Origin of the sequence: Sphingomonas sp. DC4900 (assembly GCF_049896485.1) — a bacterium.
GTDB lineage: Bacteria > Pseudomonadota > Alphaproteobacteria > Sphingomonadales > Sphingomonadaceae > Sphingomonas > Sphingomonas aquatilis.
Window position 1 is genome coordinate 60,267 of the sequence record NZ_JAFCUK010000004.1, and the last position, 21,017, is coordinate 81,283.

At 67.6% G+C, this 21,017-nt stretch carries 22 protein-coding genes; 10 read left to right on the forward strand and 12 right to left on the reverse strand.

Annotated elements, in window-relative coordinates; all coding sequences use genetic code 11:
* Nucleotides 1–40 precede the first annotated feature (40 nt).
* A complete protein-coding gene (locus ACP690_RS06750; protein ID WP_426260570.1) occupies nucleotides 41–2,125 on the forward strand; it encodes a TonB-dependent siderophore receptor in 2,085 nt (694 codons plus the stop codon).
* Between the two features lie 7 nt (nucleotides 2,126–2,132).
* Here ACP690_RS06750 and ACP690_RS06755 read toward each other — a convergent pair whose 3' ends face one another.
* The 5 genes from ACP690_RS06755 to cobA all read right to left on the reverse strand — a co-directional run bounded on the left by ACP690_RS06755 (nucleotide 2,133) and on the right by cobA (nucleotide 6,297).
* Nucleotides 2,133–2,891, reverse strand: coding sequence for a phosphoadenylyl-sulfate reductase (locus tag ACP690_RS06755; protein ID WP_315462273.1), 759 nt, complete (start codon nucleotides 2,889–2,891; stop codon nucleotides 2,133–2,135).
* Nucleotides 2,884–3,318 carry a DUF934 domain-containing protein gene (locus ACP690_RS06760; RefSeq protein ID WP_017979272.1) on the reverse strand — a complete coding sequence of 145 codons (435 nt, stop codon included), beginning with the start codon at nucleotides 3,316–3,318 and terminating at the stop codon, nucleotides 2,884–2,886. Before ACP690_RS06760 ends, ACP690_RS06755 begins: the two co-directional genes overlap by 8 nt.
* A complete protein-coding gene (locus ACP690_RS06765; RefSeq protein WP_426260571.1) occupies nucleotides 3,311–4,942 on the reverse strand; it encodes a nitrite/sulfite reductase in 1,632 nt (543 codons plus the stop codon). The genes ACP690_RS06760 and ACP690_RS06765 overlap by 8 nt, the downstream gene beginning before the upstream one ends.
* A 270-nt stretch (nucleotides 4,943–5,212) precedes the next feature.
* The gene (locus tag ACP690_RS06770; RefSeq protein WP_017979270.1) at nucleotides 5,213–5,509 is read right to left on the reverse strand and encodes a DUF2849 domain-containing protein; all 297 of its coding nucleotides are present in this window, start codon (nucleotides 5,507–5,509) and stop codon (nucleotides 5,213–5,215) included.
* Nucleotides 5,506–6,297, reverse strand: a complete 792-nt coding sequence (gene cobA, locus ACP690_RS06775; protein WP_024310288.1) for a uroporphyrinogen-III C-methyltransferase — start codon at nucleotides 6,295–6,297, stop codon at nucleotides 5,506–5,508. The genes ACP690_RS06770 and cobA overlap by 4 nt, the downstream gene beginning before the upstream one ends.
* A 211-nt stretch (nucleotides 6,298–6,508) precedes the next feature.
* Here cobA and ACP690_RS06780 point away from each other — a divergent pair, with 211 nt between their 5' ends.
* Complete coding sequence (locus ACP690_RS06780) at nucleotides 6,509–7,222, forward strand: EAL domain-containing protein (RefSeq protein WP_063685442.1); 714 nt, start codon at nucleotides 6,509–6,511, stop codon at nucleotides 7,220–7,222.
* A 125-nt stretch (nucleotides 7,223–7,347) separates the two neighbouring features.
* On the opposite strand, the gene astD is transcribed toward ACP690_RS06780, so the two are convergent.
* Nucleotides 7,348–8,760: a succinylglutamate-semialdehyde dehydrogenase gene (astD, locus tag ACP690_RS06785; RefSeq protein ID WP_426260572.1), complete on the reverse strand. Its 1,413-nt coding sequence runs from the start codon at nucleotides 8,758–8,760 to the stop codon at nucleotides 7,348–7,350.
* A gap of 66 nt (nucleotides 8,761–8,826) precedes the next feature.
* On the reverse strand, nucleotides 8,827–10,185 hold the full coding sequence (locus ACP690_RS06790; protein WP_426260573.1) for a protein adenylyltransferase SelO family protein: 1,359 nt from the start codon (nucleotides 10,183–10,185) through the stop codon (nucleotides 8,827–8,829).
* A gap of 51 nt (nucleotides 10,186–10,236) precedes the next feature.
* Between ACP690_RS06790 and ACP690_RS06795 the strand changes: the two genes are divergently transcribed.
* From ACP690_RS06795 to ACP690_RS06805, 3 genes are all read left to right on the forward strand, one after another.
* Nucleotides 10,237–11,094, forward strand: a complete 858-nt coding sequence (locus tag ACP690_RS06795; RefSeq protein ID WP_426260574.1) for an alpha/beta fold hydrolase — start codon at nucleotides 10,237–10,239, stop codon at nucleotides 11,092–11,094.
* Nucleotides 11,091–12,344: a DUF418 domain-containing protein gene (locus tag ACP690_RS06800; protein WP_426260575.1), complete on the forward strand. Its 1,254-nt coding sequence runs from the start codon at nucleotides 11,091–11,093 to the stop codon at nucleotides 12,342–12,344. Before ACP690_RS06795 ends, ACP690_RS06800 begins: the two co-directional genes overlap by 4 nt.
* 61 nt (nucleotides 12,345–12,405) lie before the next feature.
* Nucleotides 12,406–13,539 carry a glycosyltransferase gene (locus ACP690_RS06805; protein ID WP_426260576.1) on the forward strand — a complete coding sequence of 378 codons (1,134 nt, stop codon included), beginning with the start codon at nucleotides 12,406–12,408 and terminating at the stop codon, nucleotides 13,537–13,539.
* A 211-nt stretch (nucleotides 13,540–13,750) separates the two neighbouring features.
* On the opposite strand, the gene ACP690_RS06810 is transcribed toward ACP690_RS06805, so the two are convergent.
* Complete coding sequence (locus ACP690_RS06810; protein WP_231376747.1) at nucleotides 13,751–14,218, reverse strand: hypothetical protein; 468 nt, start codon at nucleotides 14,216–14,218, stop codon at nucleotides 13,751–13,753.
* A 189-nt stretch (nucleotides 14,219–14,407) separates the two neighbouring features.
* Between ACP690_RS06810 and ACP690_RS06815 the strand changes: the two genes are divergently transcribed.
* From ACP690_RS06815 to ACP690_RS06825, 3 genes are read left to right on the forward strand one after another with little or no spacing between them, the layout of a single operon-like run.
* Nucleotides 14,408–15,811, forward strand: a complete 1,404-nt coding sequence (locus ACP690_RS06815; protein ID WP_043060112.1) for an NAD(P)H-dependent flavin oxidoreductase — start codon at nucleotides 14,408–14,410, stop codon at nucleotides 15,809–15,811.
* A 2-nt stretch (nucleotides 15,812–15,813) separates the two neighbouring features.
* Nucleotides 15,814–16,113, forward strand: coding sequence for a putative quinol monooxygenase (locus ACP690_RS06820; RefSeq protein ID WP_426260577.1), 300 nt, complete (start codon nucleotides 15,814–15,816; stop codon nucleotides 16,111–16,113).
* A gap of 8 nt (nucleotides 16,114–16,121) precedes the next feature.
* The gene (locus ACP690_RS06825) at nucleotides 16,122–16,571 is read left to right on the forward strand and encodes a hypothetical protein (protein WP_426260578.1); all 450 of its coding nucleotides are present in this window, start codon (nucleotides 16,122–16,124) and stop codon (nucleotides 16,569–16,571) included.
* A gap of 23 nt (nucleotides 16,572–16,594) precedes the next feature.
* Here ACP690_RS06825 and ACP690_RS06830 read toward each other — a convergent pair whose 3' ends face one another.
* Together ACP690_RS06830 and ACP690_RS06835 are read right to left on the reverse strand one after the other, a co-directional pair.
* The gene (locus ACP690_RS06830) at nucleotides 16,595–16,792 is read right to left on the reverse strand and encodes a hypothetical protein (protein WP_017979258.1); all 198 of its coding nucleotides are present in this window, start codon (nucleotides 16,790–16,792) and stop codon (nucleotides 16,595–16,597) included.
* A 106-nt stretch (nucleotides 16,793–16,898) separates the two neighbouring features.
* Nucleotides 16,899–17,909, reverse strand: coding sequence for a 2-hydroxyacid dehydrogenase (locus ACP690_RS06835; protein ID WP_426260579.1), 1,011 nt, complete (start codon nucleotides 17,907–17,909; stop codon nucleotides 16,899–16,901).
* A 103-nt stretch (nucleotides 17,910–18,012) separates the two neighbouring features.
* Here ACP690_RS06835 and ACP690_RS06840 point away from each other — a divergent pair, with 103 nt between their 5' ends.
* Nucleotides 18,013–18,501: an SH3 domain-containing protein gene (locus tag ACP690_RS06840; protein ID WP_063685420.1), complete on the forward strand. Its 489-nt coding sequence runs from the start codon at nucleotides 18,013–18,015 to the stop codon at nucleotides 18,499–18,501.
* 111 nt (nucleotides 18,502–18,612) lie between these two features.
* Entirely contained in the window at nucleotides 18,613–19,062 is a 450-nt protein-coding gene (locus ACP690_RS06845) for a hypothetical protein (RefSeq protein WP_426260580.1), read from the forward strand.
* Here the strand turns inward: ACP690_RS06845 and ACP690_RS06850 are convergent.
* A complete protein-coding gene (locus ACP690_RS06850; RefSeq protein ID WP_426260581.1) occupies nucleotides 19,049–19,321 on the reverse strand; it encodes a hypothetical protein in 273 nt (90 codons plus the stop codon). The genes ACP690_RS06845 and ACP690_RS06850 overlap by 14 nt on opposite strands.
* Nucleotides 19,294–20,988, reverse strand: coding sequence for a M1 family metallopeptidase (locus ACP690_RS06855; protein WP_426260582.1), 1,695 nt, complete (start codon nucleotides 20,986–20,988; stop codon nucleotides 19,294–19,296). Before ACP690_RS06855 ends, ACP690_RS06850 begins: the two co-directional genes overlap by 28 nt.
* Nucleotides 20,989–21,017: the final 29 nt, after the last annotated feature.

A 21,017-nucleotide genomic window follows, 5' to 3' on the forward strand; every position in this document is an offset into this window, starting at 1 on the left:
GGTTCAACATTGGGACGTTACAACATCACTGGAATATGTTTTGCTTCTTCGATCCCGCGTTGCCGCCTGCCTGTCGCCGCTGATTGCCTGCCTTCCGATCACCCCCGCCGCTGCGCAGGACACCGATGACGTCGCCGTCGGCAGCGGCGACATCGTCGTGCTCGGCACGCGTCGCGCGCGCAGTGACGGGACGCTGTCATCGGATATCGCCACCCGCACGCTCTCGCAGTCGAGCCGATCGATCGAGCGCGATCTGCTGACCGCCGCCGGGACCTATCGCCTGTCGGACGCGCTCGAACTGGTCAGCGGCGTCAGCAATCAGAACAACCGTGGCGGCGTCATGGACAATTTCGCCATCCGCGGCTTTCTCGGTACGCCGGATGGCGGCGGGGAATATTATGTCGATGGCTTCCTTGCCAATCGCGGCATGGGGCCGCCCCGCGATCCTGCCACCACCGAACGGATCGAGCTGCTGAAGGGGCCGGCCGGCGCGTTGTTCGGCGACATCGATCCGGCAGGCCGCGTCAATATCGTCAGCAAGACGCCGGATTTCGTCCCGGCCGCCTATGCGGTGTTCACGCTGAGATCGTTCGGAACGCGCCGGGTAGAGCTGGATGCGACGGGGCCCGTGTCGCCGACGCTGGCGGCTCGGATCGTCGTGGCGGCGGAAACGTCGGACGGCTGGCGCAACTTCGTCGGGCTGGATCGGCAGGTGGTGATGCCGTCGCTGACCTGGCGGCCCAGCGATCGGCTGCGCGTCACCTATATCGGCGAGATCACGCGCTTCGACACGCTGTTCGATCGCGGCATTCCGGCGCTCGACGGCAACGCGAACGCCGTGCCGCGCGATGCCTATTATGGCGAGCCGAACGACGGCAAGACCCGCTTCCGCAACCAGCGTCACCAGCTGACGGCGCTGGCCGACCTGGGCAACGACTGGACGGTGACCGGGGGCATCGCGTGGCGAACGGGGACGCTGAAGGGCTTTTCCTCCGATCAGTCGCGGCTGGTCGGCGGCCGAACCTTGTGGCGGCAGCGGCGTTCGCGCGATTTCAAGGTGGACGATCTGTCCGCGCGGATCGAACTTGCCGGACATATCGGTGCGCATCGGCCCAGCATCGGGCTGAAGGGCTATACGCTGGACTATGCCGAACGCTGGATGCGGCGCAATCCGGGCGATCCGGCGCGCGGCGGCAATCCCTACGCGATCGACGTCTTTGCCCCCGTCTACGGCCAGACGCCGCCGACGCTGCTGCCCTTTACGAACAATCGCGAAAAGCGCTGGTCGGGCACCGTCTATGTGCAGGACATGTGGGATGTGACCGACCGGCTGACGTTGTCGGGCGGGGCCAGGTTCGATGCCTATCGCCAGCGCATCCGCAACAACAACACGGGGCAGGTGGGGCGTACGGTGGGCTCGCCGATGCATTACCGGCTCGGCGCGCGCTACCAGGCCAGCGATGCGATCGCGGTCCATGCCAGCTGGGGCGAAAGCTTCGTGCTCAACTCGGGCACGGGTCGCGACGGCAACGGTTTCGCGCCCGAAAGCGGCGTCGGATATGAGGTCGGCGTTGCCGGACGCTGGGCGGGTGTCGATGTCGCCGCGACCTGGTTCGATATCCGAAAGCGCGGCATCCTCGCCAACGATCCCGTCGACCCCGCTTTCAATGCGCCGGTCGGCAGCCTGCGCAGCCGCGGGATCGAATGGGACGCATCGGTACGGATCGCGCCACATTGGCAGATCGTCGGCAATTACGCCTGGACGCGCGCGCGGGTGGACGACGGCGCCTTCCCGACCGATCGCGCGCTGAACGTGCCCGATCACAGCGGCACGGTCTTTGCGCTGGGGCGGTTCACCGACGTTGACGGACGGGGGTTCTCGGTGAGCGCCGGCGCCAGCTACATGGGGGACCGTGCCGGGTCGATCGAGCGCGACTATGTGGTGCTGCCCGCCTATCTGAAGGCCAAGGCTGCGATCGAATATGCCGTATCGCCGCGGTTGACGCTGCGGGCGGAGGCGGACAACCTATTCGATGCCCGCTACGCGCAGAGCTCGTATAGCCGCGTGTGGATCTATCCGGGGCAGCCGCGCAACGTCCGGCTGTCGCTACGGGTCAGCGACTGACGTCGGTTCAGAATGCCGGGTCCTCGCCGGGCAGGGTGGAGACGTGGATGCCGCATTCCACCTTGTCCCAGCCACGCCAGCGGCCGGCGCGCGGGTCTTCGCCGGGGCGGACCTTGCTGGTGCAGGGCGCGCAGCCGATCGACAGATAGCCCTGCGCCTCCAGCGGGTGACGCGGCAGGTCGTGCTCGGCGAAATAGGCGTCGAGCTGATCCTTCGACCAGTCGGCGAGCGGATTGATCTTCAGGCGCCCGTCGTCCTCCTCGAAGCGGGGGAGTGCGGTACGGGTGCCGGCCTGGAAGCCCTTGCGGCCCGAAATCCACGCGTCGAACGGGCCGAGCGCGCGGCGGAGCGGTTCGACCTTGCGGATCTCACAGCAGCCGTCCGGGTCGTAGGACCAGCGCATGCCGGTCGCGTCACGTAAGGCGAGCAACCGCGGATCGGGGCGGAAGACGCGCAGGTCGGTGAGGCCCAGTCGCTCAGACAATTCGTCGCGATAGGCGAGGGTCTCGCCGAACATCTTCTGCGTGTTGGTGAAGATGACCGGCACGTCCTTGTCGATCTGCGCCACCATGTGGAGCAGGACCGCAGATTCGGCGCCGTAGGAGGACACGGAGGCGATGCGGCCCGCCAGTTCGCCGGTCAGCAGTTCGCGCAGCATCTCGGGCGCGGGCATGCCGGCGAAGCGGATCTGCATTGCGGCGGCGTCCGCCGCGGTAAAGGCGGGCGCGACATCGATCGTGTCGAGCTGACGTGCTGCCTCAGCCATGGCGGAGCTTCCACACCGGGGCGACGGCGTCCGCCGCGGCCTGATAGCGATAGTCGTAGCGGTCGAGCGCACGGGTTAGTGCCTCGCCGTCGATCGGGGCTTCGGGCGCGAAGCTGTCGAAGCCGCAGCGGCGCATCAGGGGCAGCTGATCGACCAGCACGTCGCCTGCCGCGCGCAGCTCGCCGGTATAGCCCGCCTCGCGCAAGACGCGTGCGGCGCTGTAGCCGCGGCCGTCGCGGAAGGTGGGGAAGCTGACCTCGACGAGCGCGAGTTGCCCCAGTTGCGGGATCAGCGCGCGTGCGTCCTCGCCCGCCTCCAGCCGGACCGCAGTGGCGTTGGTCTGGCCCAGGAAGGCGTCGAGGGTGACGGCGGGTTCGTCGTGCGGCTCGTCGTCGCGGAAGCGCAGCAGCGTGTCGGCATCAGCCATAGATCGCCTCCTTGAACGGTTCGAAGCCGACGCGGCGATAGGTGTCGAGGAAGCGTTCGCCCTCGTCGCGGAGCGCGACATAGCGGTCGGTCACGCGCTCGATCGCATCGACGACGCCGTCCTCCGAGAAGCCGGGCCCGGTGATCTTGGCGAGGCTGACGTCCTCCGCCCCCGATCCGCCGAGCGAGAGCTGGTAGTTTTCGGTGCCCTTCTTGTCGACGCCGAGGATGCCGATGTGGCCGGCGTGATGGTGGCCACAGGCGTTGATGCAGCCGCTGATCTTGAGCTTCAGTTCGCCGAGGTCGCGCTGGCGTTCGCGGTCGGCGAAGCGGTTCGCGATCTTCTGCGCGAGCGGGATCGAGCGCGCATTGGCAAGGCTGCAATAATCGAGGCCGGGGCAGGCGATGATGTCGGTGATGAGGTCGAGGTTCGGCTCGGCGAGGCCAGCGTCGCGCAGCGCGGCCCAAAGGTCACAAAGGTCACGCCCGTGCACATGCGGCAACACGATGTTTTGCGCGTGTGTGACGCGTAACTCATTGAAAGAAAAGCGTTCTGCTAGATCGGCCAGCAGGTCGATCTGATCGGCCGTCGCATCGCCGGGAATACCACCGGCGGGCTTCAGGCTGACGTTGACGATGTGGTAGCCGGGTTGCTTGTGCGCAACCACGTTCTGGTCGAGCCAGACGGCAAAATCGGGATCGCTGCGGTCGACCGCAGCGGCCGGCCCGGTGTCGAACGCGGGGGGCGCGAACATCGCGGTGATGCGGTCGAGTTCGGCGCGCGGCGGATCGATGCCGAGCTGTTTGACGAGGGCGAATTCCTCCTCGACCTGCGCGCGGTAGGCGTCGGCGCCGATCTCGTGGAGCAGGATCTTGATCCGCGCCTTGTAGATGTTGTCGCGGCGGCCGTAGCGATTGTAGACCCGCAGGCACGCCTCCAGATAGCTCATCAGATCGTCGGCGGTGACGAAGTCGCGGATCAGGTGGCTGACCATCGGCGTACGGCCCATGCCGCCACCGACGTAGATCGCGGCGCCCAATTCCCCGTTCTGTTCGAGCAGCTGGATGCCGATGTCGTGCAGGCGCATCGCCGCGCGATCCTCGGCCGCGGCGATGACCGCGATCTTGAACTTGCGCGGCAGGTAGCTGAATTCGGGGTGGAAGGTGCTCCACTGGCGGATCAGCTCGGCCCAGGGACGCGGGTCGGTCACTTCGTCCGCCGCGGCACCGGCATATTGGTCGGCGCTGATGTTGCGGATGCAATTGCCGCTGGTCTGGATGGCGTGCATCTGCACCGTCGCCAATTTCGCCAGAATGTCCGGCGTGTCGGCGAGCTTGATCCAGTTGAACTGCAGGTTCTGGCGCGTGGTGAAATGGCCGTAGCCGCGGTCGTAATCGCGGGCGATCGACCCCAGCATGCGCATCTGGTGCGCGTCGAGCGTGCCATAGGGAATGGCGACGCGCAGCATGTAGGCGTGCAGCTGAAGGTATAGGCCGTTCATCAGCCGCAGTGGCTTGAACTGGTCCTCGGTCAGCTGGCCAGACAGGCGGCGCTCGACCTGATCGCGAAATTCGTCGACGCGGGCATCGACGATCGCCTGGTCGTATTGGTCGTATTTATACATGCGTGGCTTTCCGGCCTTCGGAGTTTTGGTTCGCGCGAAGACGCGAAGACGCGAAGAGGGTTTGGTTCACGCGGAGACGCGGAGACGCGGAGAGGGCGGGGCGCTGCGGCTCGCTTACCTTCGTCATCCCGGCGAAGGCCGGGATCCATGGTTGCGGCGTGGTCAGCGATTGCGTGATGGCCTCAGCGACGTCGTGTCCATGGATCCCGGCGTTCGCCGGGATGACGAGGGGGAAGGTTGGAATGACGAAGGGTAGGGTGGGGCTGGGCATCAGATCACCCAGCTCCCGGCTTCGGGGTCCGCCGGCTTAAGCGTCAGGTCGGGCCGCACGGTCGGGCCGAGCGCACGGATGCGATCCTTGATATGCGCGGGGCGGGGGCCTTCGGGCGTGGCGATCGCGTCGATCAGATAGGGGACGTTGACACGGCGGGCGCCTTCCTCGGCTCGCAGGATACCTTCGCCCTCGTGGCCGACGTCGACGGCATCCTCGACATGACGCGACCAGCCGGTGCCGGTCCACCACACGACGTCGCCGGTGGGGAGGTCGTTGCCGGTCAGGAGCCTCATGCCGACATATCCTCCGCAACGCGCGCCCAGCGAGCGAGCTTGTCCTCGGCGTCGGACAGTTCGACGACCTCGCCGACGACGATTATCGCCGGGCTTTGCACGCGCTCACGCTCGACCATTGGACCGAGGTCGGCGAGCAGGGTGCGGATCGCGCGGCTGCCAACGAGCGTGCCGCGCTCGAGCACCGCGACAGGCATGTCGGGCGCGACGCCGTCCGCCATCAATTTGTCGGCGATGTCGTTCGCCGTTGCGACGCCCATGTAGATCACCAGCGTCCGGCCCTGACCGGCGAGGCCGGACCAGTCCTGATCCGCCAGCCCCTTGCACTGACCCGCGACGAAGCTGACCGCACTGCTGTGATCGCGGTGGGTCAGCGGCAGCATCGCCTCTGCCGCGCAGCCGAGCGCCGCCGAGACGCCAGGAATGACTTCGACGGGCAGGCCGGCGGCGCGCACCGCTTCGACTTCCTCGCCGCCGCGTCCGAAGATGAAGGGGTCGCCGCCCTTCAGCCGCACGACGATCGCGCCGGTCTTCACATGGGCGACGATCAGCGCATTGATCGCCTCCTGCGGCAGCGTGTGACGGGCGCGGCGCTTGGCGACGGAAATACGCTGTGCCGACGGCGGTGCGAGATCGAGTACGCGCGGGTCGATCAGCCCGTCGTGGACGAGGATGTCGGCCGTCCGCAACGCCTCGACCGCGCGAACGGTCAGCAGCCCGGGATCGCCCGGCCCGGCGCCAACGAGGATGACGCGCCCACGGGCGCCCGGATCGAGAAGCGTAGCCATGATCGCCGACATGGCCTCTGCGCCCTCGTGCCGCAACGCAGCGATGCTTGTGGCGACGGTAGGGAAGCTTGTGGCTGATTTACATCAATGTCATTTCGGGTGCGTGGTTCATATCGCGTTAGGATTTGTCACCTAGCCCTTATGTATGACAAGCATCGCTCCCGTCGGGTGTCAGGGCTGCCGCTCTACAGCCCATGTCTTCGACATAGCGATGGCGTTCCAGCCCATCGTCGATACGGTCACCGGCCTGCCCTTCGCCTATGAGGCGCTCGTGCGCGGAGGGAGCGGCGAGGGCGCGGCCGAGGTGCTGGCGCGCGTGACACCGGACAATCGCTACGCCTTCGACCAGCAATGTCGGGTTGCGGCGATCGAGGGGGCGGTGGCCGCTGGTATCCTCGACACGGGTGCCAAACTGTCGATCAATTTCCTGCCCAATGCGGTCTATTCGCCGCTCGCCTGCATCCAGTTGACGTTGAAAACCGCCCGGGCGACGGGACTGCCGACCGATCGGCTGATCTTCGAATTTACCGAGAATGAGGAGATGGCGGACACCGCGCATGTCCAGACGATCGTCGAATCGTATCGCGCGATGGGATTCGGCACGGCGATCGACGATTTCGGCGCGGGGCATGCCGGGTTGGGGCTGCTCGCCAAATTCCAGACCGACTATATCAAGCTCGACATGGAGCTGATCCGCGACATCGACGCCAGCCTGCCGCGTCGGATGATCGTTGAGGGGGTGGTGCGGATCGCCGCGTCGCTCGACATTACGTTGATCGCCGAGGGCATCGAGACGGTCGCCGAATATGAGACGCTGCGCAGCCTCGGCGTGCGCTACATCCAGGGCTATCTGCTGGCGCGGCCGGGGTTCCGGACGCTGCCGGTGGCCGTGCTGCCGGACGCGCGCGCCGCGGCGGTGGCGTGAGGCGCTAACCTCGTCCGTTCGTGCTGAGCGTGTCGAAGCATGGGTGGCCGCAAGAGGCGCAGCTGCCTGCGAAGACCCGCCCGTCGACAGGCTCAGGGCGAACGGAAGGGTGGTGAGGGCGGGGTTTACGCGTCCCGCAATCCGATCCCGATATTCGCCCGCGCGCTTTCCGCTTCGTTGCTGACGACGGGATAGGCACAGTAATCGGCGGCATAATAGGCGCTGGGGCGATGGTTGCCGCTCCAGCCAATGCCACCGAACGGGGCCGCGGAAGACGCGCCGTTGGTCGGGCGGTTCCAGTTGACGATGCCGGCGCGAATGCCCGCCCAGAACCGGTCGTAGAGCGACGGCGTGTGGCTGACGAGGCTCGCCGACAGGCCATAGCGCGTGTCGTTCGCGATGCCGATCGCCTCATCGAAATCGCCGGCACGATAGACCTGCAGGATCGGGCCGAACAGCTCGATATCGGGCCGTTCGGTCGCGTGGGTCATGTCGATGATCGCGGGGCTGAGGAACGGCTTGTCGTCGATCGGCCGTTCCATGTGCCGGATCGGACGGCCGCCGCGCATCGACAGCGCGAGGAAGCTTTCGGTCAGCATGTCGGCGGTATGGTTGTCGATCACCGGCCCCATGAACGGCTGCGGATCGTCATGCGGCGCGCCGACGATCAGCCGCCCGGCGAGCGCATTCACCTGCTCGAGCAGTGGATCGTACAGCCGGTCTTCGACGATCAGGCGGCGCGCGGCGGTGCAGCGTTGGCCGGCGGAGGTGAAGGCGGACTGGATCACCAGGGCGGCGGCCGAATGCAGGTCGGGCGTGTCCCAGACGATGATCGGGTTATTGCCACCCATCTCCAGCGCCAGAATCTTTTCGGGCTTGCTCGCAAAGGCGCGGTTGAGCGCGAGGCCGGTTCGCGCCGATCCGGTGAACAAAAGGCCGTCGATATCCGGATGTTCGGCGAGCGCCTTGCCCTCCGCCGGGCCGCCGAGCAGCAAGCGGACGCACGCCTCGGGCACGCCGGCGGCGCGGTAGCAGTCGATCAGGAAGGCGCCGGTCGCAGGCGTTTTTTCGGAAGGCTTGAACACCACCGCATTGCCGGCGAGCAGCGCGGGCACGATGTGCCCGTTGGGCAGATGCGCCGGGAAGTTATAGGGTCCGAGCACCGCGAGCACGCCGTGCGGCTTGTGGCGCAGCGCCATGCGGCTGCCCATCGGTGCATCGAGGCGGCGCTGCGCGGTGCGTTCGGCATAAGCGGTGACGGAGATGTCGACCTTGGCGATGACCGTGTCGATCTCGGTCCGCGCTTCCCACAGCGGCTTGCCGGTTTCGCGGGCGAGCAGGTCGGCGAACTGTTCGTGACGCTGGCGCACGACGTTGCCGAAGCGGCGCATCGTCTCGATCCGCACGGTCAGCGGCAGCGCGGCCCAGGCGGCCCAGCCGCCGCGCGCGGCCTCCACCTCGGCATCGGCATTGCCGATCGGGCCACGCCAGAGCTCTGCCCCGGTCGCGGGTTCGTGGGAGATGATCTCGTCAACCATGCGTGTGCGCTTCGGCCCTCCTGCGGGCGGGGTTAGGCGAATGGCGGCGGGGCGGCAAGGTGGCGCTCAGGCGAGCGCGTCGCCCATGGCGCGGATCGCGGCGACCTTGGCGTGGACGCGGGACCAGTCGTCGGCTTCCGCGATGGCGGACCAGATCGCCTCGACCTCGTCGATGAGCATGCTGCACGGGCCGCCCTGCCAATAGGCGTGGTCACGCGACTTGCGCGGTGCGTAGGGGGCGAGGGCGGCGCGCAGATCATCCCACGCGCTGCCGTAGCTGTCCGGCAGAGCGCCGCCGAACACGTCGAAAAACAGGCGATCGATGGCCACCTCGCTCGCGCGCATCGTGCGTTCGAGGGTGCGAACGAGCGCGCGGTCCTCATCGCCGCCGCGCGGGGTGACGCCGATCCGCCAGAGCAGCGCGTCGGCGATCTCGCGCTGATAGAGCGCCGGGAACGTCTCGAGCGCGGCGATCAACGGGTCGCTCTCGGCGATCAGGCGCAGCGAAGCGGCGAGCTGCATCACGTCCCAATGGATCGCCTCGGGCTGGCGGCCGAAGGCGTAGAGGCCGGCGTGATCGAAATAGGCGGCGGTGAAGGCGGGGTCCCACGTCGGGGCGAACCGCCACGGGCCATAATCGAAGCTTTCGCCGGTCACGTTGATATTGTCGCTGTTGAGCACGCCATGGACGAAGCCTGCCGCCATATAGCGTGCGGCGAGACGCGCGGTGCGCTCGACGACATGGGTGAGCAGGCGGATCGGATCGTCAGACTCCTCAGCGTACAGATGGTGGAGGACGTAGCGGACGAGCGCGCGCATGCCCGCTTCGTCGCGCTCGTAGGCGAGGCGCTGGAAGGTGCCGATGCGGATATGGCTGTGGCTGAGGCGCACTAGCACCGCCGACCGCGTGGGCGAGGGTTCATCGCCGCGAACCAGCTCTTCGCCCGTCTCGATCAGCGACAGCGTGCGGCTGGTGGGGACGTTGAGCGCCTCCAGCATCTCGGTCGCCAGAATCTCGCGCACGCCGCCCTTCAAGGTCAGCCGGCCGTCGCCGAAGCGGCTGTAGGGGGTCTGGCCCGATCCCTTGGTGCCGAGGTCCATCAGCCGGCCGGCCCCGTCGTACAGCTGCGCAAAGGTAAACCCACGGCCGTCGCCGATGTCGGGGTTGTACTGGCGGAACTGATGGCCGTGATAGCGCAGCGCGAGCGGTTGCGGCAGCGTGCCGGGCAGCGGCTGGAAGCGGCCAAAGGCTTGTATCCATTCGCTATCAACCAGCGTCGCCAGCCCGACCTCCGCAGCGGCGCGATCGTTGCGGAAGCGCAGCCACGTCTCCGGAAAACCGGCGGCCTCCACCGGGGTCGCTATCGTGTCGCCGAGATCGAGCAAGGCGGTGGCGGGGCGGTATGCTTGCGGGGTGGTGGGCATGTGTGGATATGGAGGGCGCTGCCCCCCGGCCGCAACCCCGAGGATACCCGCATGGCTGCGTACGAAGACGGTTACTGGATGTCGGCCGACGGGCTGAAGCTGCACTATCGCCTGTATCCGGGCGATGAGAGCCTGTTGCCCGTGCTGTGCTTTCCCGGCCTGACCCGCAACGCGCGCGACTACGACGCGCTCGCCGCAAGGCTTGCCGGACGGCGGCAGGTGATCGCGGTCGAGTTTCGGGGACGCGGGCGCAGCGAATATGCCAAGGATCCGATGACCTATCTCCCCGCCACCTATGTCGCGGACGTCCAGGCGCTGCTGGCCGAGCGCGGGATCGGGCGGTTCGTCGCCATCGGTACGTCGCTGGGCGGGATCGTGACGATGCTGCTCGCGCAGGCGGGTGCGCCGATCGCCGCGGCGCTGCTCAACGACGTCGGGCCGGAGATCGAGGCGGCGGGGTTGAGCCGGATTCGCGGCTATGTGGGCAAGGGCAGCAGCTGCCCGACGTGGATGCACGCGGCCCGCACGCTCGCCGAGGGCAATGGCGACGTCTATCCCGATTGGGAGATCGAGGATTGGCTGGCGATGGCCAAGCGGCTGTACCGCCTGACCAGCAGTGGCCGCATCGTGCTGGATTACGATCTGAAGATCGCCGAACCCTTCCGTACGCCGGGTAACGAGGCGGGGGCGGATATGTGGGCGGCGCTGTCGGCGTTGCGGGACACGCCGACGCTGATCGTTCGCGGCGGCCGATCCGACGTGCTGTCGCAGCCGGTCGCCGAGCGGATGCTGGCGGCGCTGGACCACGCGGAGCTGGTGACGCTGCCCGGTGTCGGCCACGCCCCGACGCTTGCCGAAGAGCCGCTGCGCGATGCCATCGACCGTCTGCTGGATCAGGCGCGCGCGTGAGCGAAGCGGGAATGCCGGCGGCGGTTCCGCCGGCCAATGAGCCGGCCAATGAACCAGACGGGGCGCCGCGGATCGCGACGCTGGATATCCTGCGCGGCATCGCGATCCTCGCCATCCTGTTCATGAACATCAGCGAGATGGGCGCGTCGATGACCGCCAATTGGTCGGACCTGCACCATCTCGGCTGGAGCGCGAGCGACCAGATCGTCTGGTGGCTGCGCACGATCCTGATCGAGGGCACGCCGCGCGCGATGCTCCAGATGCTGTTCGGCGCGGGCATGCTGATCCTGACCGACCGCATCGATGCGCGGTCGAGCGATCCGCTCAGCGTTCCGCTGCGCTATGGCTGGCGCAATCTGGTGCTGTGGGCGTTCGGCATGGCGCACATGATGCTTTTGCTGTGGCCGGGCGACATCCTGCACAGCTATGCGGTGGCGGCGATGGTCGCGTGCCTGTTCCGTGGCCTGCCGCCGCGGGCGCTGCTGGTGCTGGGCCTGTCCTATGCCACGTTCACGATGGCGCTGGGGCTGAGCACCGTCTCGCACCGGCTCGCCGATCCCACCGCCGCGTCCGCGAGCGCGACCCGCACCGCAGCGGCGGACGATGCGGCGGTCGCGCGCGAAGATGCGTTCGGCCACGGCACGATGGCGCAATGGACCGCCGGGCAGCGCGCGGTGTCGATGGATCGGCTGCGCAACGAGGAAGTGGTGATCGTCTGGGAAGCCGCGGCGACGATGCTGATCGGCGCGGCGCTGTTCCGCTGGGGCGTGTTGCAGGGGGCCTGGTCGCGGCGGCGGTATGGGTGGCTGCTCGCGGTGGGATACGGCATGGGTGTGCCGCTGCGCCTGTACGGCGGGTGGGAAGCGACCCGCCTGGGGGGCGGGTTCGACGTCGCCTGGCTGTGGGAGGATTTCGCCCGGCTGGCAATGACGATGGGGCATCTCGCCGCGGTGATGCTGGCGGTACAGGGGGCGCGGGGGCGGCGGCTGTTGCAGCCGTTCGTCGCGGCCGGCCGGACCGCGCTGACGCTCTATGTCGCGCAGACGCTGATCGTGTCGTGGTTGATCTTCTCGCCGATCGGGCTGGGGCTGTACGGTCGACTCGACTGGACGGCGATGATGGCGGTGGCGCTGGCCGTGAACGCGCTGCTGCTGTGGGGCGCGAACGTCTATGTCTGCCACTTCCGCATCGCGCCGGTGGAATGGGCGTGGCGGTCGATCGTCGAACGGCGGATGCTGCCGCTGCGCTGATCGCGATTCGCTGGGGCAAAGCGGTTTCGTCGGCGATGCGAACGGGGTACAGCCCGGCGCGATGCACCAGCCGGTCCATATCCTCCACCTGCATTCCAGCTTCAGCCTGGGCGGCAAGGAAGCGCGCGCGGTGCGCCTGATGAACGCCTTCGGCGACGCGGCGCGGCACACGATCGTCAGTGGCATGCCCGATCAACTCGGCGCGCGCGCCCAGATCGCCAAGGGCATCCGCTACGAGATCGCGCAGGACCCGCCGTCGCTGACCGGGCGGCCATCGGTCGCGCGCTATGAGGCGCTGGCGCGCTACATGCGGCGCTTCGATCTGGTGCTGACCTATAATTGGGGCGCGATCGACGGGGTGATGGCGCGCCGCGTCTTCCCCAAGGGCATGCCGCCGCTGGTCCACCACGAAGACGGGTTCAACGCCGACGAGGCGGGCGGACTGAAGATCGAACGCAACGTCTATCGCCGCATGGCCTTGGGGGCGGCGCATGCCTTGGTCGTCCCGTCGGAGGTGTTGGAAGGCATTGCGCGCACGACGTGGAAACAGCCGGCCGGCCGCGTGCACCGCATCGCCAACGGCATCGACACGGCGCGCTACACGCAAAAGCCCGAATTGCGCGCGATCCCCGGCTTCCTGCGCGATCCCCGCGACGTGGTGATTGGCAGTCTGGCGGGCCTGCGCGAGGTGAAGAACCTGCCGCTGCTGGTGCGCGCCTGCGGCGGCCTGAGCGGTCGGTTCAAGCTGGTGATCGTCGGCGAAGGGCCCGAGCGAGACGCGATCCTCGCCGCGGCCAAGGCGATGGGTATCGCCGAGCGGCTGGTGCTGCCCGGCTTCCTCGACCGGCCGTATCGCTTCGTCGGGCAGTTCGACGTCATGGCGCTGTCGTCGAAAAGCGAGCAATTGCCGATCAGCGTCGTCGAGGGGATGGCAGCAGGCCTCCCGATCGTCAGCACGCCGGTGGGCGACGTGCCACGCATGGTCGCGGCGGAGAATGCGCCCTTCGTCACCGGAGGCGACGAGGTACTGCTGCGCGATGCGTTGCAGGCCCTCGTGTCGGATGCCGCATTGCGCCGGCGGGTCGGCGCAGCCAATCAGGCCAAGGCGCGCGCCGATTACGATGCGGATACGATGATCGCGCTTTACCGGACGCTGTATGCGGACGCGTTGGGGCGTCCGGGCGCGCTGGGGTAGTTCGGATAAAAATGCGAAGTCGCGTTCCCATTCCTCCCCCGCCAGGGGGAGGTGGCGGCGCCGAAGGCGGTGACGGAGGGGGCGGACAGCAACGTCCCTAATAACGAAGCGCTGCCCTGACCTCCCCCTCCGTCATGCCTTACGGCATGCCACCTCCCCCTGGCGGGGGAGGAATGATCCGCTACGCCGAAGAGTAATCCGTCTTCGGCGATCAAATTTCCGTCAGGTCCACCGCGTTGCGTGTCACGAAGGCGAGCGTTGCCGGATCGGCCTCGCCATGGGCGAGCAGGGCGAGATCGCTCGCGCCTTGAAGCAGGCCGTCCTCGACCTCCGGTTCCTGGGCTTCGGCCGCCTCGACCGTGCCGGCGAGAATGTCGCGCGCCTGATCCTTGCCATAGGCGCTGGCAAAGGCGGCGAGCGCGGTGGCGAAGCATTCGCGATCGGTGACCGGAGCCGCCGGGCGGTGCTGAAGCGAGGCGCAGGCGGCACCCAGCACATAGCCGCGTGACCACGCCGATCCGGTGGCGCCGCCATGCGGCACCGCGCCCGCCGCATAGCCCAAAGCGGCGAACTGGCCGGACAGCAGCGCGTCGAGCGGACCGCTGGGCAGCGGCATGGGGGCAGGCTTGCGGGAACGGGGCGTGCGCTTGGGCGCGATCAGAGTGTCGAGAACCCCCATGGGTCGATGATCCCTCGGCATAAGAAGACGTGTCGTGTCGCGCCTCTCTGCCGCAATCGGGTTAACCGCCGCCTAAGCCTGCCGCAGGTCCGGTGGTGCATGCGGCTAGCACACGTTGCATTTTCTTCGCTTCGCCGCGTTCATCTTGTATAGCCGGCGGGATTTGTTCCCAGCGAGGTTGGATTTTCCGTGTTCAAGGGCCTGAAGCCGATCGTGTACAATGGCCGTGAGGTCTGGCCGCTGGTCGAGGGCGGCAAGGGTGTCGCCGCGACCAACCATGCCTCCGCGGGTGCCTGGGCCGCGGCGGGCGGGATCGGCACCGTCTCGGCGGTCAATGCCGACAGCTACGATCCCGAAGGCAAGATCATCCCGCAGGTCTATCGTGCGCTGACGCGGCGTGCCCGCCATGAAGAGCTGATCGAATATGCCATCGAAGGCGCCGTCCAGCAGGTCAAGCGCGCGTTCGAGATCGCGGGCGGCAAGGGCGCGATCAATATCAACGTCTTGTGGGAAATGGGCGGCGCGCAGCGTGTGCTGCACGGCGTGCTGGAGCGGACCCGTGGCATGGTGGCGGGCGTCACCTGCGGCGCGGGCATGCCCTATAAGCTCAGCGAGATCGCGGCGTCGTACGAAGTGTCGTACCTGCCGATCGTCTCGTCGGGCCGTGCCTTCCGCGCGCTGTGGAAGCGCGCCTATTCGAAGGCGGCGAACTGGCTGGCGGCGGTGGTGTACGAGGACCCGTGGCTGGCCGGCGGCCATAACGGCCTGTCCAACGCCGAAGACCCGCTGAAGCCGCAGGACCCGTACCCGCGCGTCGCCGAGCTCCGCAGCGTGATGCGCGAAGGCGGCATCCCCGACAGCACGCCGATCGTGATGGCCGGGGGCGTCTGGTATTTGCGCGACTGGAACGACTGGATCGACAATCCCGAGCTCGGCACCATCGCCTTCCAATATGGCACGCGCCCGCTGCTGACGCAGGAAAGCCCGATTCCCGAAGAGTGGAAAGCCCGCCTGACGCAGATCGAGGAAGGCGACGTCCTGCTGCATCGCTTCTCGCCGACGGGCTTCTATTCGTCCGCGGTACGCAACCCGTTCCTGCGTAACCTGGAGGCGCGGTCCGAACGCCAGATCGCCTTCTCGACCCAGGAGGCGGGCGACCACGTCTTCCAGCTCGACGTGGGCGTGAAGGGCAAGAACTTCTGGGTGACGCGCAACGACCTGCTGCGTGCGCGCCAGTGGTTCGGCGAAGGCTATACCGATGCGCTGAAGACGCCGGACAATACGCTGGTTTTTGTGACGCCGACCGAAAAGGGCATCATCCGCAAGGATCAGGCGGACTGCATGGGCTGCCTGTCGCAATGCGCCTTCTCGAGCTGGGCGGATACCGAGACGAATTCGACCGGTCGCCTCGCCGACCCGCGCAGCTTCTGCATTCAGAAGACGCTGCAGGACATCGCGCACGGTGGCGACGTCGACCAGAACCTGATGTTCGCCGGTCACGCCGCCTATAACTTCAAGCGCGATCCCTTCTATTCGAACGGCTTCGTGCCGTCCGTGAAGCAGCTGGTCGACCGCATCCTGACCGGCGACTGATCGTGCTGCTGATCGCCGGGACGATCCGCCTGCCCGCCGACCGGCTGGCGGCGGCGCGTCCGGCGATGCGCGCGATGGTGGAGGCGAGCCGGGCCGAGGACGGATGCCTTGGCTATAGCTACGCAGAGGACGTGCTTGAGCCGGGGCTGATCCATGTCGCGGAGCGCTGGCGGGATCGCGCTGCGCTGGAGCGACATTTCGTGACGCCGCACCTGGCCGCGTGGCGTGCGTGCTGGCCGGAATTCGGCATCGGCGAGCGTGCGTTGACGCTGTTCGAGACGGACGACGGCACGCCCACATGACGCCAAGGGTGGCCGCGGCGCTGGCTGATGTCGCGCAACTGATGCGGCCGGCGCTCCATCCGTGGTGGATCATCGGCAGCGGCGCGGTCGTGTTGCATGGAGCGGAGGCCGGCGACGTTCACGACATCGATGTCCTGATCGATCGCGCGGATGTTGCCGCAGTGCTGGCGGCGGCCGGGATAGCGCCGCTGGCGAAGCCACCGGACCCGCTCTTCCGATCGGATATCTTTGCCGTGTGGCAGGGCGCGGACGTGCCTGTGGAGATCATGGCAGGCTTCGCCATCGCCGGTCCGCAGGGATGGTGGCCGGTGCAGCCTGAAACGCGGGGGGCGATCGCCGTACGCGATACGACGCTCTTCGTGCCGGCACGATCCGAGCTGATCGCGCTGCTGCGCCGCATGGGGCGGGCTAAGGACCTGAGGCGGGCCGCGGCGTTGGAGGAGCGGGAGCCGGGTTGAGGCTCGACCCCCGCTCCATAAGGTTAGTTGGCGACGGTGCCGACCACGGCGCCGGCCGTGCCACCGACCGCGGCCCCCTTTTCGACGCTGCCGCCCGTTGCCGCAGCGACACCTGCGCCACCCGCCGCGCCGATACCTGCACCTTTGAGCGTCGAGCAGGCCGACAGGCCGGCAGCGGTGCCGAGGAGAAGGAGCGTGGCGGCGATCGGCTTGAGCGTCATGGGTTAGGCATCCTGTCAAATGGGGTGCCGCGTTCAATGTTGCCGCGCAGCAAAGGTTGCGCGACCCCATGAAATATCACGATTTGTTACATTCGCGCGGGAGGCGTCAGACCCAGCCGTCGAGCACCTGATCGGGCGGGCGGTGGCCGTCCGCCCACATGCGGATGTTCTGAATGACCCGCTCGCCCGACGCCTGCCGCCCTTCAAGTGTCGCCGAGCCCATGTGCGGCGTCATCACCACATTGGGCAGCGCGAGCAGGCGCGGATCGATCCGCGGTTCGTGCTCCCAGACGTCGAGGCCCGCTCCGGCGAGCCGACCCGCCTCCAGCGCATCGACCAGCGCGACTTCGTCGACGATGCCACCGCGCGAGGTGTTGATCAGATAGACGTGCGGCCGCATCAGACCGATACGCCGCGCGTCGATCAGGTCGCGGCTGTCGGTGTTGAGCGGCGTATGGATCGTGACGATGTCAGCGAGCCCGAGCAGGTCGTCGAGATCGGCGTGGAAGGTCGCGCCCAGGTCCGCCTCGACCACCGCGGGCAGGCGGCGGCGGTTGTGATAATGGATCGACAGGCCAAAGGCGCGGGCACGACGCGCGACCGCCTGGCCGATTCGGCCCATGCCCACGATGCCCAGCGCCTTGCCGCCGATGCGCCGGCCCAGCATGCCGCCGGGGCTCCAGCCATGCCATTCGCCCGACCGGACGAGCTTCTCGCCCTCTGCCAGCCGGCGGGGGACGGACACGATCAAGGCCATCGCCATGTCCGCCGTGTCTTCGGTCAGCACGCCCGGCGTATTGGTGACGATGATGCCGCGGGCGCGTGCCGCCTTTAGGGCGATATGGTTCACGCCTGCGCCGTAATTGGCGATCAAACGCAGCCGGTCGCCGGCGCCTTCGATCAACGCCGCGTCGATCTCGTCGGTGACGGTGGGGACCAGCACGTCGCAGTCGGCCATCGCCGCAGCGAGTTGATCGCGCGTCATCGGCGCATCGCCGCGGTTGTTCGTCGTGTCGAACAGATCCTCCAGCCGCGTCATGATCGAGTCGGTCAACTCGCGCGTGACGATCACGCGGGGCGCGCGCGGCGCCGGCGGACGGGGGCTGGTATCTGGCATCGCGCGTCCGGCTTGGCGAAGGCGCGGGCGAACGTCAACGCATCGTTGCCACCGCGCGCGGTGGCGCTAGAGAGAGGATATACGAGAAAAAGGGACAGTGACGATGCGCCATCGGATCTGGGCGGCAGCGGTGCTGGCGGCGGTCGCTATCGAAGGCGGCGCGCTGGCGGCCGACGCCAAGAAGACATTGCCATATTACGCCTCGATCAACGCAGGCCGCGCGCGGATGCGGACCGGGCCGGACAAGACCTATCCGGCGAGTTGGCTGTATCAGCGCGCCGATCTGCCCGTGCGTGTGGTCGCCGTCTTTAAACAGTGGCGCAAGGTGGAAGACCCGGACGGCACGCAGGGCTGGATGCTGGCGGCGCTGCTCAGCGAACGCCGCACCGGCATCGTGCGTGGCCAGCAACCCGCCGATATGCGGGCGCAGCCGTCCGCCGGCGCCGGCCTGTCGTGGCGCGCGGCCCCGGGCGTTGTCGGGCGGCTGAGCGAATGCGGCAATGGCTGGTGCCGTTTCGACGTCAAGGGGCAGGCGGGCTATATCGAGGTATCGCACCTGTGGGGCGTCGAACCCACCGAACGGCTTCCGTAAAAGGTGGTAACCAGCCGTTAGTGCAATTTGGGTTAGCGCGCAGAGGTATAGGAGCCGCCGCGCGTGATCCCGACCGAGCCTTTACCGCTTCACCACAGCTGGCCCCTTTGGATGGCCGATCGCTTCGATCTGGGGCGTGTGATCGAACTGGACCGCGCGCCATCCGACCCGGTTCGTGCTCGGCTCGACACGTCCGCGAACGCGTGGAGCTGCGAACTGGCCGGGCAGCGGCTCGATTGGGGCACGGACGTGCGCCGCCTGTTCGGCTATCCGGCCGACCATCATCCGCAGCGCGAAGAGGTGGTGACGCTGTACGAGGAATCGTCGCGGGCGGCGATGGAGCGGCTGCGCGCCCATGCGATCCGCCATCGGCGCGGCTTCACGCTCGATATCGCGATTCGACCGGTCGATGGCGGGCGCCGTTGGGTGCGACTGGTCACGATGCCGGTGTGCGAGGGCAAGGCCGTGACCTGCCTGAAGGGGTGGAAGGCTGACGTATCGCACCTCTACGGCGACGCGACGCCGATGCCGCTGCCCGCGCTGCCGCTCAGTCGCGGATAGGCTTGGGGCGCTGGCGACTGGCGAGCCACAGTCCGGCGGCGATCTGCGCGACAGCGTAGACCCGGCGACGGGCCGGATGGCCGACGAACGGTCGGACCACGCGCTCTGCGCCCAGCGCCGCATCCTTCCATAAATCGACATGGCGATCGGGTTGGGCAAGTCCGATCAGGCCGTCGCCGACCATGAAGATCGCCGCCATCTCTGCCGCGCGGGCGGGCCAGAGGCTGCCCATCAGCGCGCGCCGTGCGTCGGTCGCCATGCCCTCATCTCCTCTACCGCGACGCTGCGCCGCAGGACTTTTGCGTCGGGATCGACGATGTAGTGGGTGCCGACCGGAATAGTAAGCGTGCCGCGGCCGTCGGTCATCGGCGGGCGCGTGGTGGTGGTGCCGATTTGTACGTCGATCGGCATGGGGAAGGCGCCGCCGCCGGGCACGGTCCACGCGAAGGTTACGCGGTCGCCGGCGCGCGTTTCGACGAGGTCCGGTAGAGCTGCCTGGCGCAGATAGACGTCGAAGAACCAGCGATAGTCCTTGCCCGTCACCTGCCGGACGAGCGCCTCATATTCCGCGGTCGAACCGAAACGGGGGTGGAAATTGCCGGGGCGCGGATCGGGGCGACCGTATACCGCAAGGCGCGTGATCCTCCAGAAAGCGTCGTCGCCGATCAGCCCGCGCAGGGTGTGGAGCATCCACGATCCCTTGTAATAGATGTCCTGGCCCGCGCCGCCCTTGTCGGGTTCGTACACCTCTTCTTCGGTCAGGACCTTGCCCTTCACGATCGGCTGGGCGTTCACGATCTTGTCGCGTTCGGCCTGCATCATCGCGTCGTAGCGCGCGCGGCCTTCGCGCCACTGACCGTAGGCAGGCTGCATGTAGGTGCCATAGCCCTCGTGCAGCCAGTAATCGTCCCAATTGGCGGCGGTGAGCTGGTTGGCGAACCATTCATGGGAAAATTCGTGCTGGAACAGCCAGTCGAAGCCCTCCAGCGTCTTGGCGTAATCATTGCCGTAGGCGTTGATCGTCTGGTGCTCCATCCCCTTGTGCGGGGTTTCGACGACGCCGACCTTTTCGTCGCCGAAGGGATAGGGGCCGACCATGGTTTCGAAGAAATCGAGCGTCGGCGCGAATTCGGCGAAGAGGCGTTCGGCCTGCGCCTTCTCGCCGGGCAGATACCAGTAGGACATGGGGATCGTGTTGCCGAAACGGCTTTTGTAGGTGCCGCTGATCTCTTCATACGGCCCGACGTTGAGCGCGATGGCGTAGGTGTTGGGGTTGCGCGTTCGCCAGTTCCAACGGGTGCGCCCGTCGGGCAGGGTATCGATGCCGATCAGGCGACCGTTGGAGGGCGCCTTCAAGCCCTTGGGTACGATGATGTGGATATCGACCAGCGCGGGTTCGCCGGTCGGAAAGTCGAGGCACGGCCAGAACAGGTCGCAGCCATAGCCTTCGGATGTGGTCGCGAACCAGGTGCGACCGTCGGGCGTCTTCGACCAGACCATCCCGTCGTCCCAGGGCGCGCGCACCGCGACGTGCGGCTGGCCGCCGTAGACGATGCGCGCGGTGACGCTGTCTCCCGCGTTTAGCGCGCGCGGCAGGCGGATGGCGAGGCGCCCTTCGGGATTCGACCAACTCGTCGGCGTCAGGGCGGCGCCGTCGATGGTGATCGCGGTGACGGGCAGGTTGCGGTCGAGATCGATCAGCAGCGTGGCGACGGGCGCGGTGGCGGTGAAGCGCAGCGTCGCGATTCCGTTGAGGGTTTCGGTGTCGGGCAGCACCTCGAAGGTGAGGTCGGCATGGTCGAAGCGGAGCGCGAGTTGTTCGGCGGGGCGGACGCCGCCGGACGTCTGGGTGAGGGGCGTGATCGCGGGCTCGCCCTTCTTGGGGAGCGGTGCGGCGGCGGCGGCGAGCAGGGCGAGGAGGAGCATGGGGGATACCTGTCTAATTCCTCCCCGCT

What these genes read in the sequence shown, in the direction of transcription:
- ACP690_RS06795 (WP_426260574.1), top strand. Translation starts at nt 10,237, where the DNA reads ATGGCTGCGTACGAAGACGGTTACTGGATGTCGGCCGACGGGCTGAAG.
- ACP690_RS06835 (WP_426260579.1), bottom strand. Translation starts at nt 17,909, where the DNA reads ATGCCAGATACCAGCCCCCGTCCGCCGGCGCCGCGCGCGCCCCGCGTG.
- ACP690_RS06765 (WP_426260571.1), bottom strand. Translation starts at nt 4,942, where the DNA reads ATGTATAAATACGACCAATACGACCAGGCGATCGTCGATGCCCGCGTC.
- ACP690_RS06760 (WP_017979272.1), bottom strand. Translation starts at nt 3,318, where the DNA reads ATGGCTGATGCCGACACGCTGCTGCGCTTCCGCGACGACGAGCCGCAC.
- ACP690_RS06790 (WP_426260573.1), bottom strand. Translation starts at nt 10,185, where the DNA reads ATGCCCACCACCCCGCAAGCATACCGCCCCGCCACCGCCTTGCTCGAT.
- cobA (WP_024310288.1), bottom strand. Translation starts at nt 6,297, where the DNA reads ATGGCTACGCTTCTCGATCCGGGCGCCCGTGGGCGCGTCATCCTCGTT.
- ACP690_RS06830 (WP_017979258.1), bottom strand. Translation starts at nt 16,792, where the DNA reads ATGACGCTCAAGCCGATCGCCGCCACGCTCCTTCTCCTCGGCACCGCT.
- ACP690_RS06840 (WP_063685420.1), top strand. Translation starts at nt 18,013, where the DNA reads ATGCGCCATCGGATCTGGGCGGCAGCGGTGCTGGCGGCGGTCGCTATC.
- astD (WP_426260572.1), bottom strand. Translation starts at nt 8,760, where the DNA reads ATGGTTGACGAGATCATCTCCCACGAACCCGCGACCGGGGCAGAGCTC.
- ACP690_RS06855 (WP_426260582.1), bottom strand. Translation starts at nt 20,988, where the DNA reads ATGCTCCTCCTCGCCCTGCTCGCCGCCGCCGCCGCACCGCTCCCCAAG.
- ACP690_RS06770 (WP_017979270.1), bottom strand. Translation starts at nt 5,509, where the DNA reads ATGAGGCTCCTGACCGGCAACGACCTCCCCACCGGCGACGTCGTGTGG.
- ACP690_RS06810 (WP_231376747.1), bottom strand. Translation starts at nt 14,218, where the DNA reads ATGGGGGTTCTCGACACTCTGATCGCGCCCAAGCGCACGCCCCGTTCC.
- ACP690_RS06805 (WP_426260576.1), top strand. Translation starts at nt 12,406, where the DNA reads ATGCACCAGCCGGTCCATATCCTCCACCTGCATTCCAGCTTCAGCCTG.
- ACP690_RS06850 (WP_426260581.1), bottom strand. Translation starts at nt 19,321, where the DNA reads ATGGCGACCGACGCACGGCGCGCGCTGATGGGCAGCCTCTGGCCCGCC.
- ACP690_RS06845 (WP_426260580.1), top strand. Translation starts at nt 18,613, where the DNA reads ATGGCCGATCGCTTCGATCTGGGGCGTGTGATCGAACTGGACCGCGCG.
- ACP690_RS06755 (WP_315462273.1), bottom strand. Translation starts at nt 2,891, where the DNA reads ATGGCTGAGGCAGCACGTCAGCTCGACACGATCGATGTCGCGCCCGCC.
- ACP690_RS06780 (WP_063685442.1), top strand. Translation starts at nt 6,509, where the DNA reads ATGGCGTTCCAGCCCATCGTCGATACGGTCACCGGCCTGCCCTTCGCC.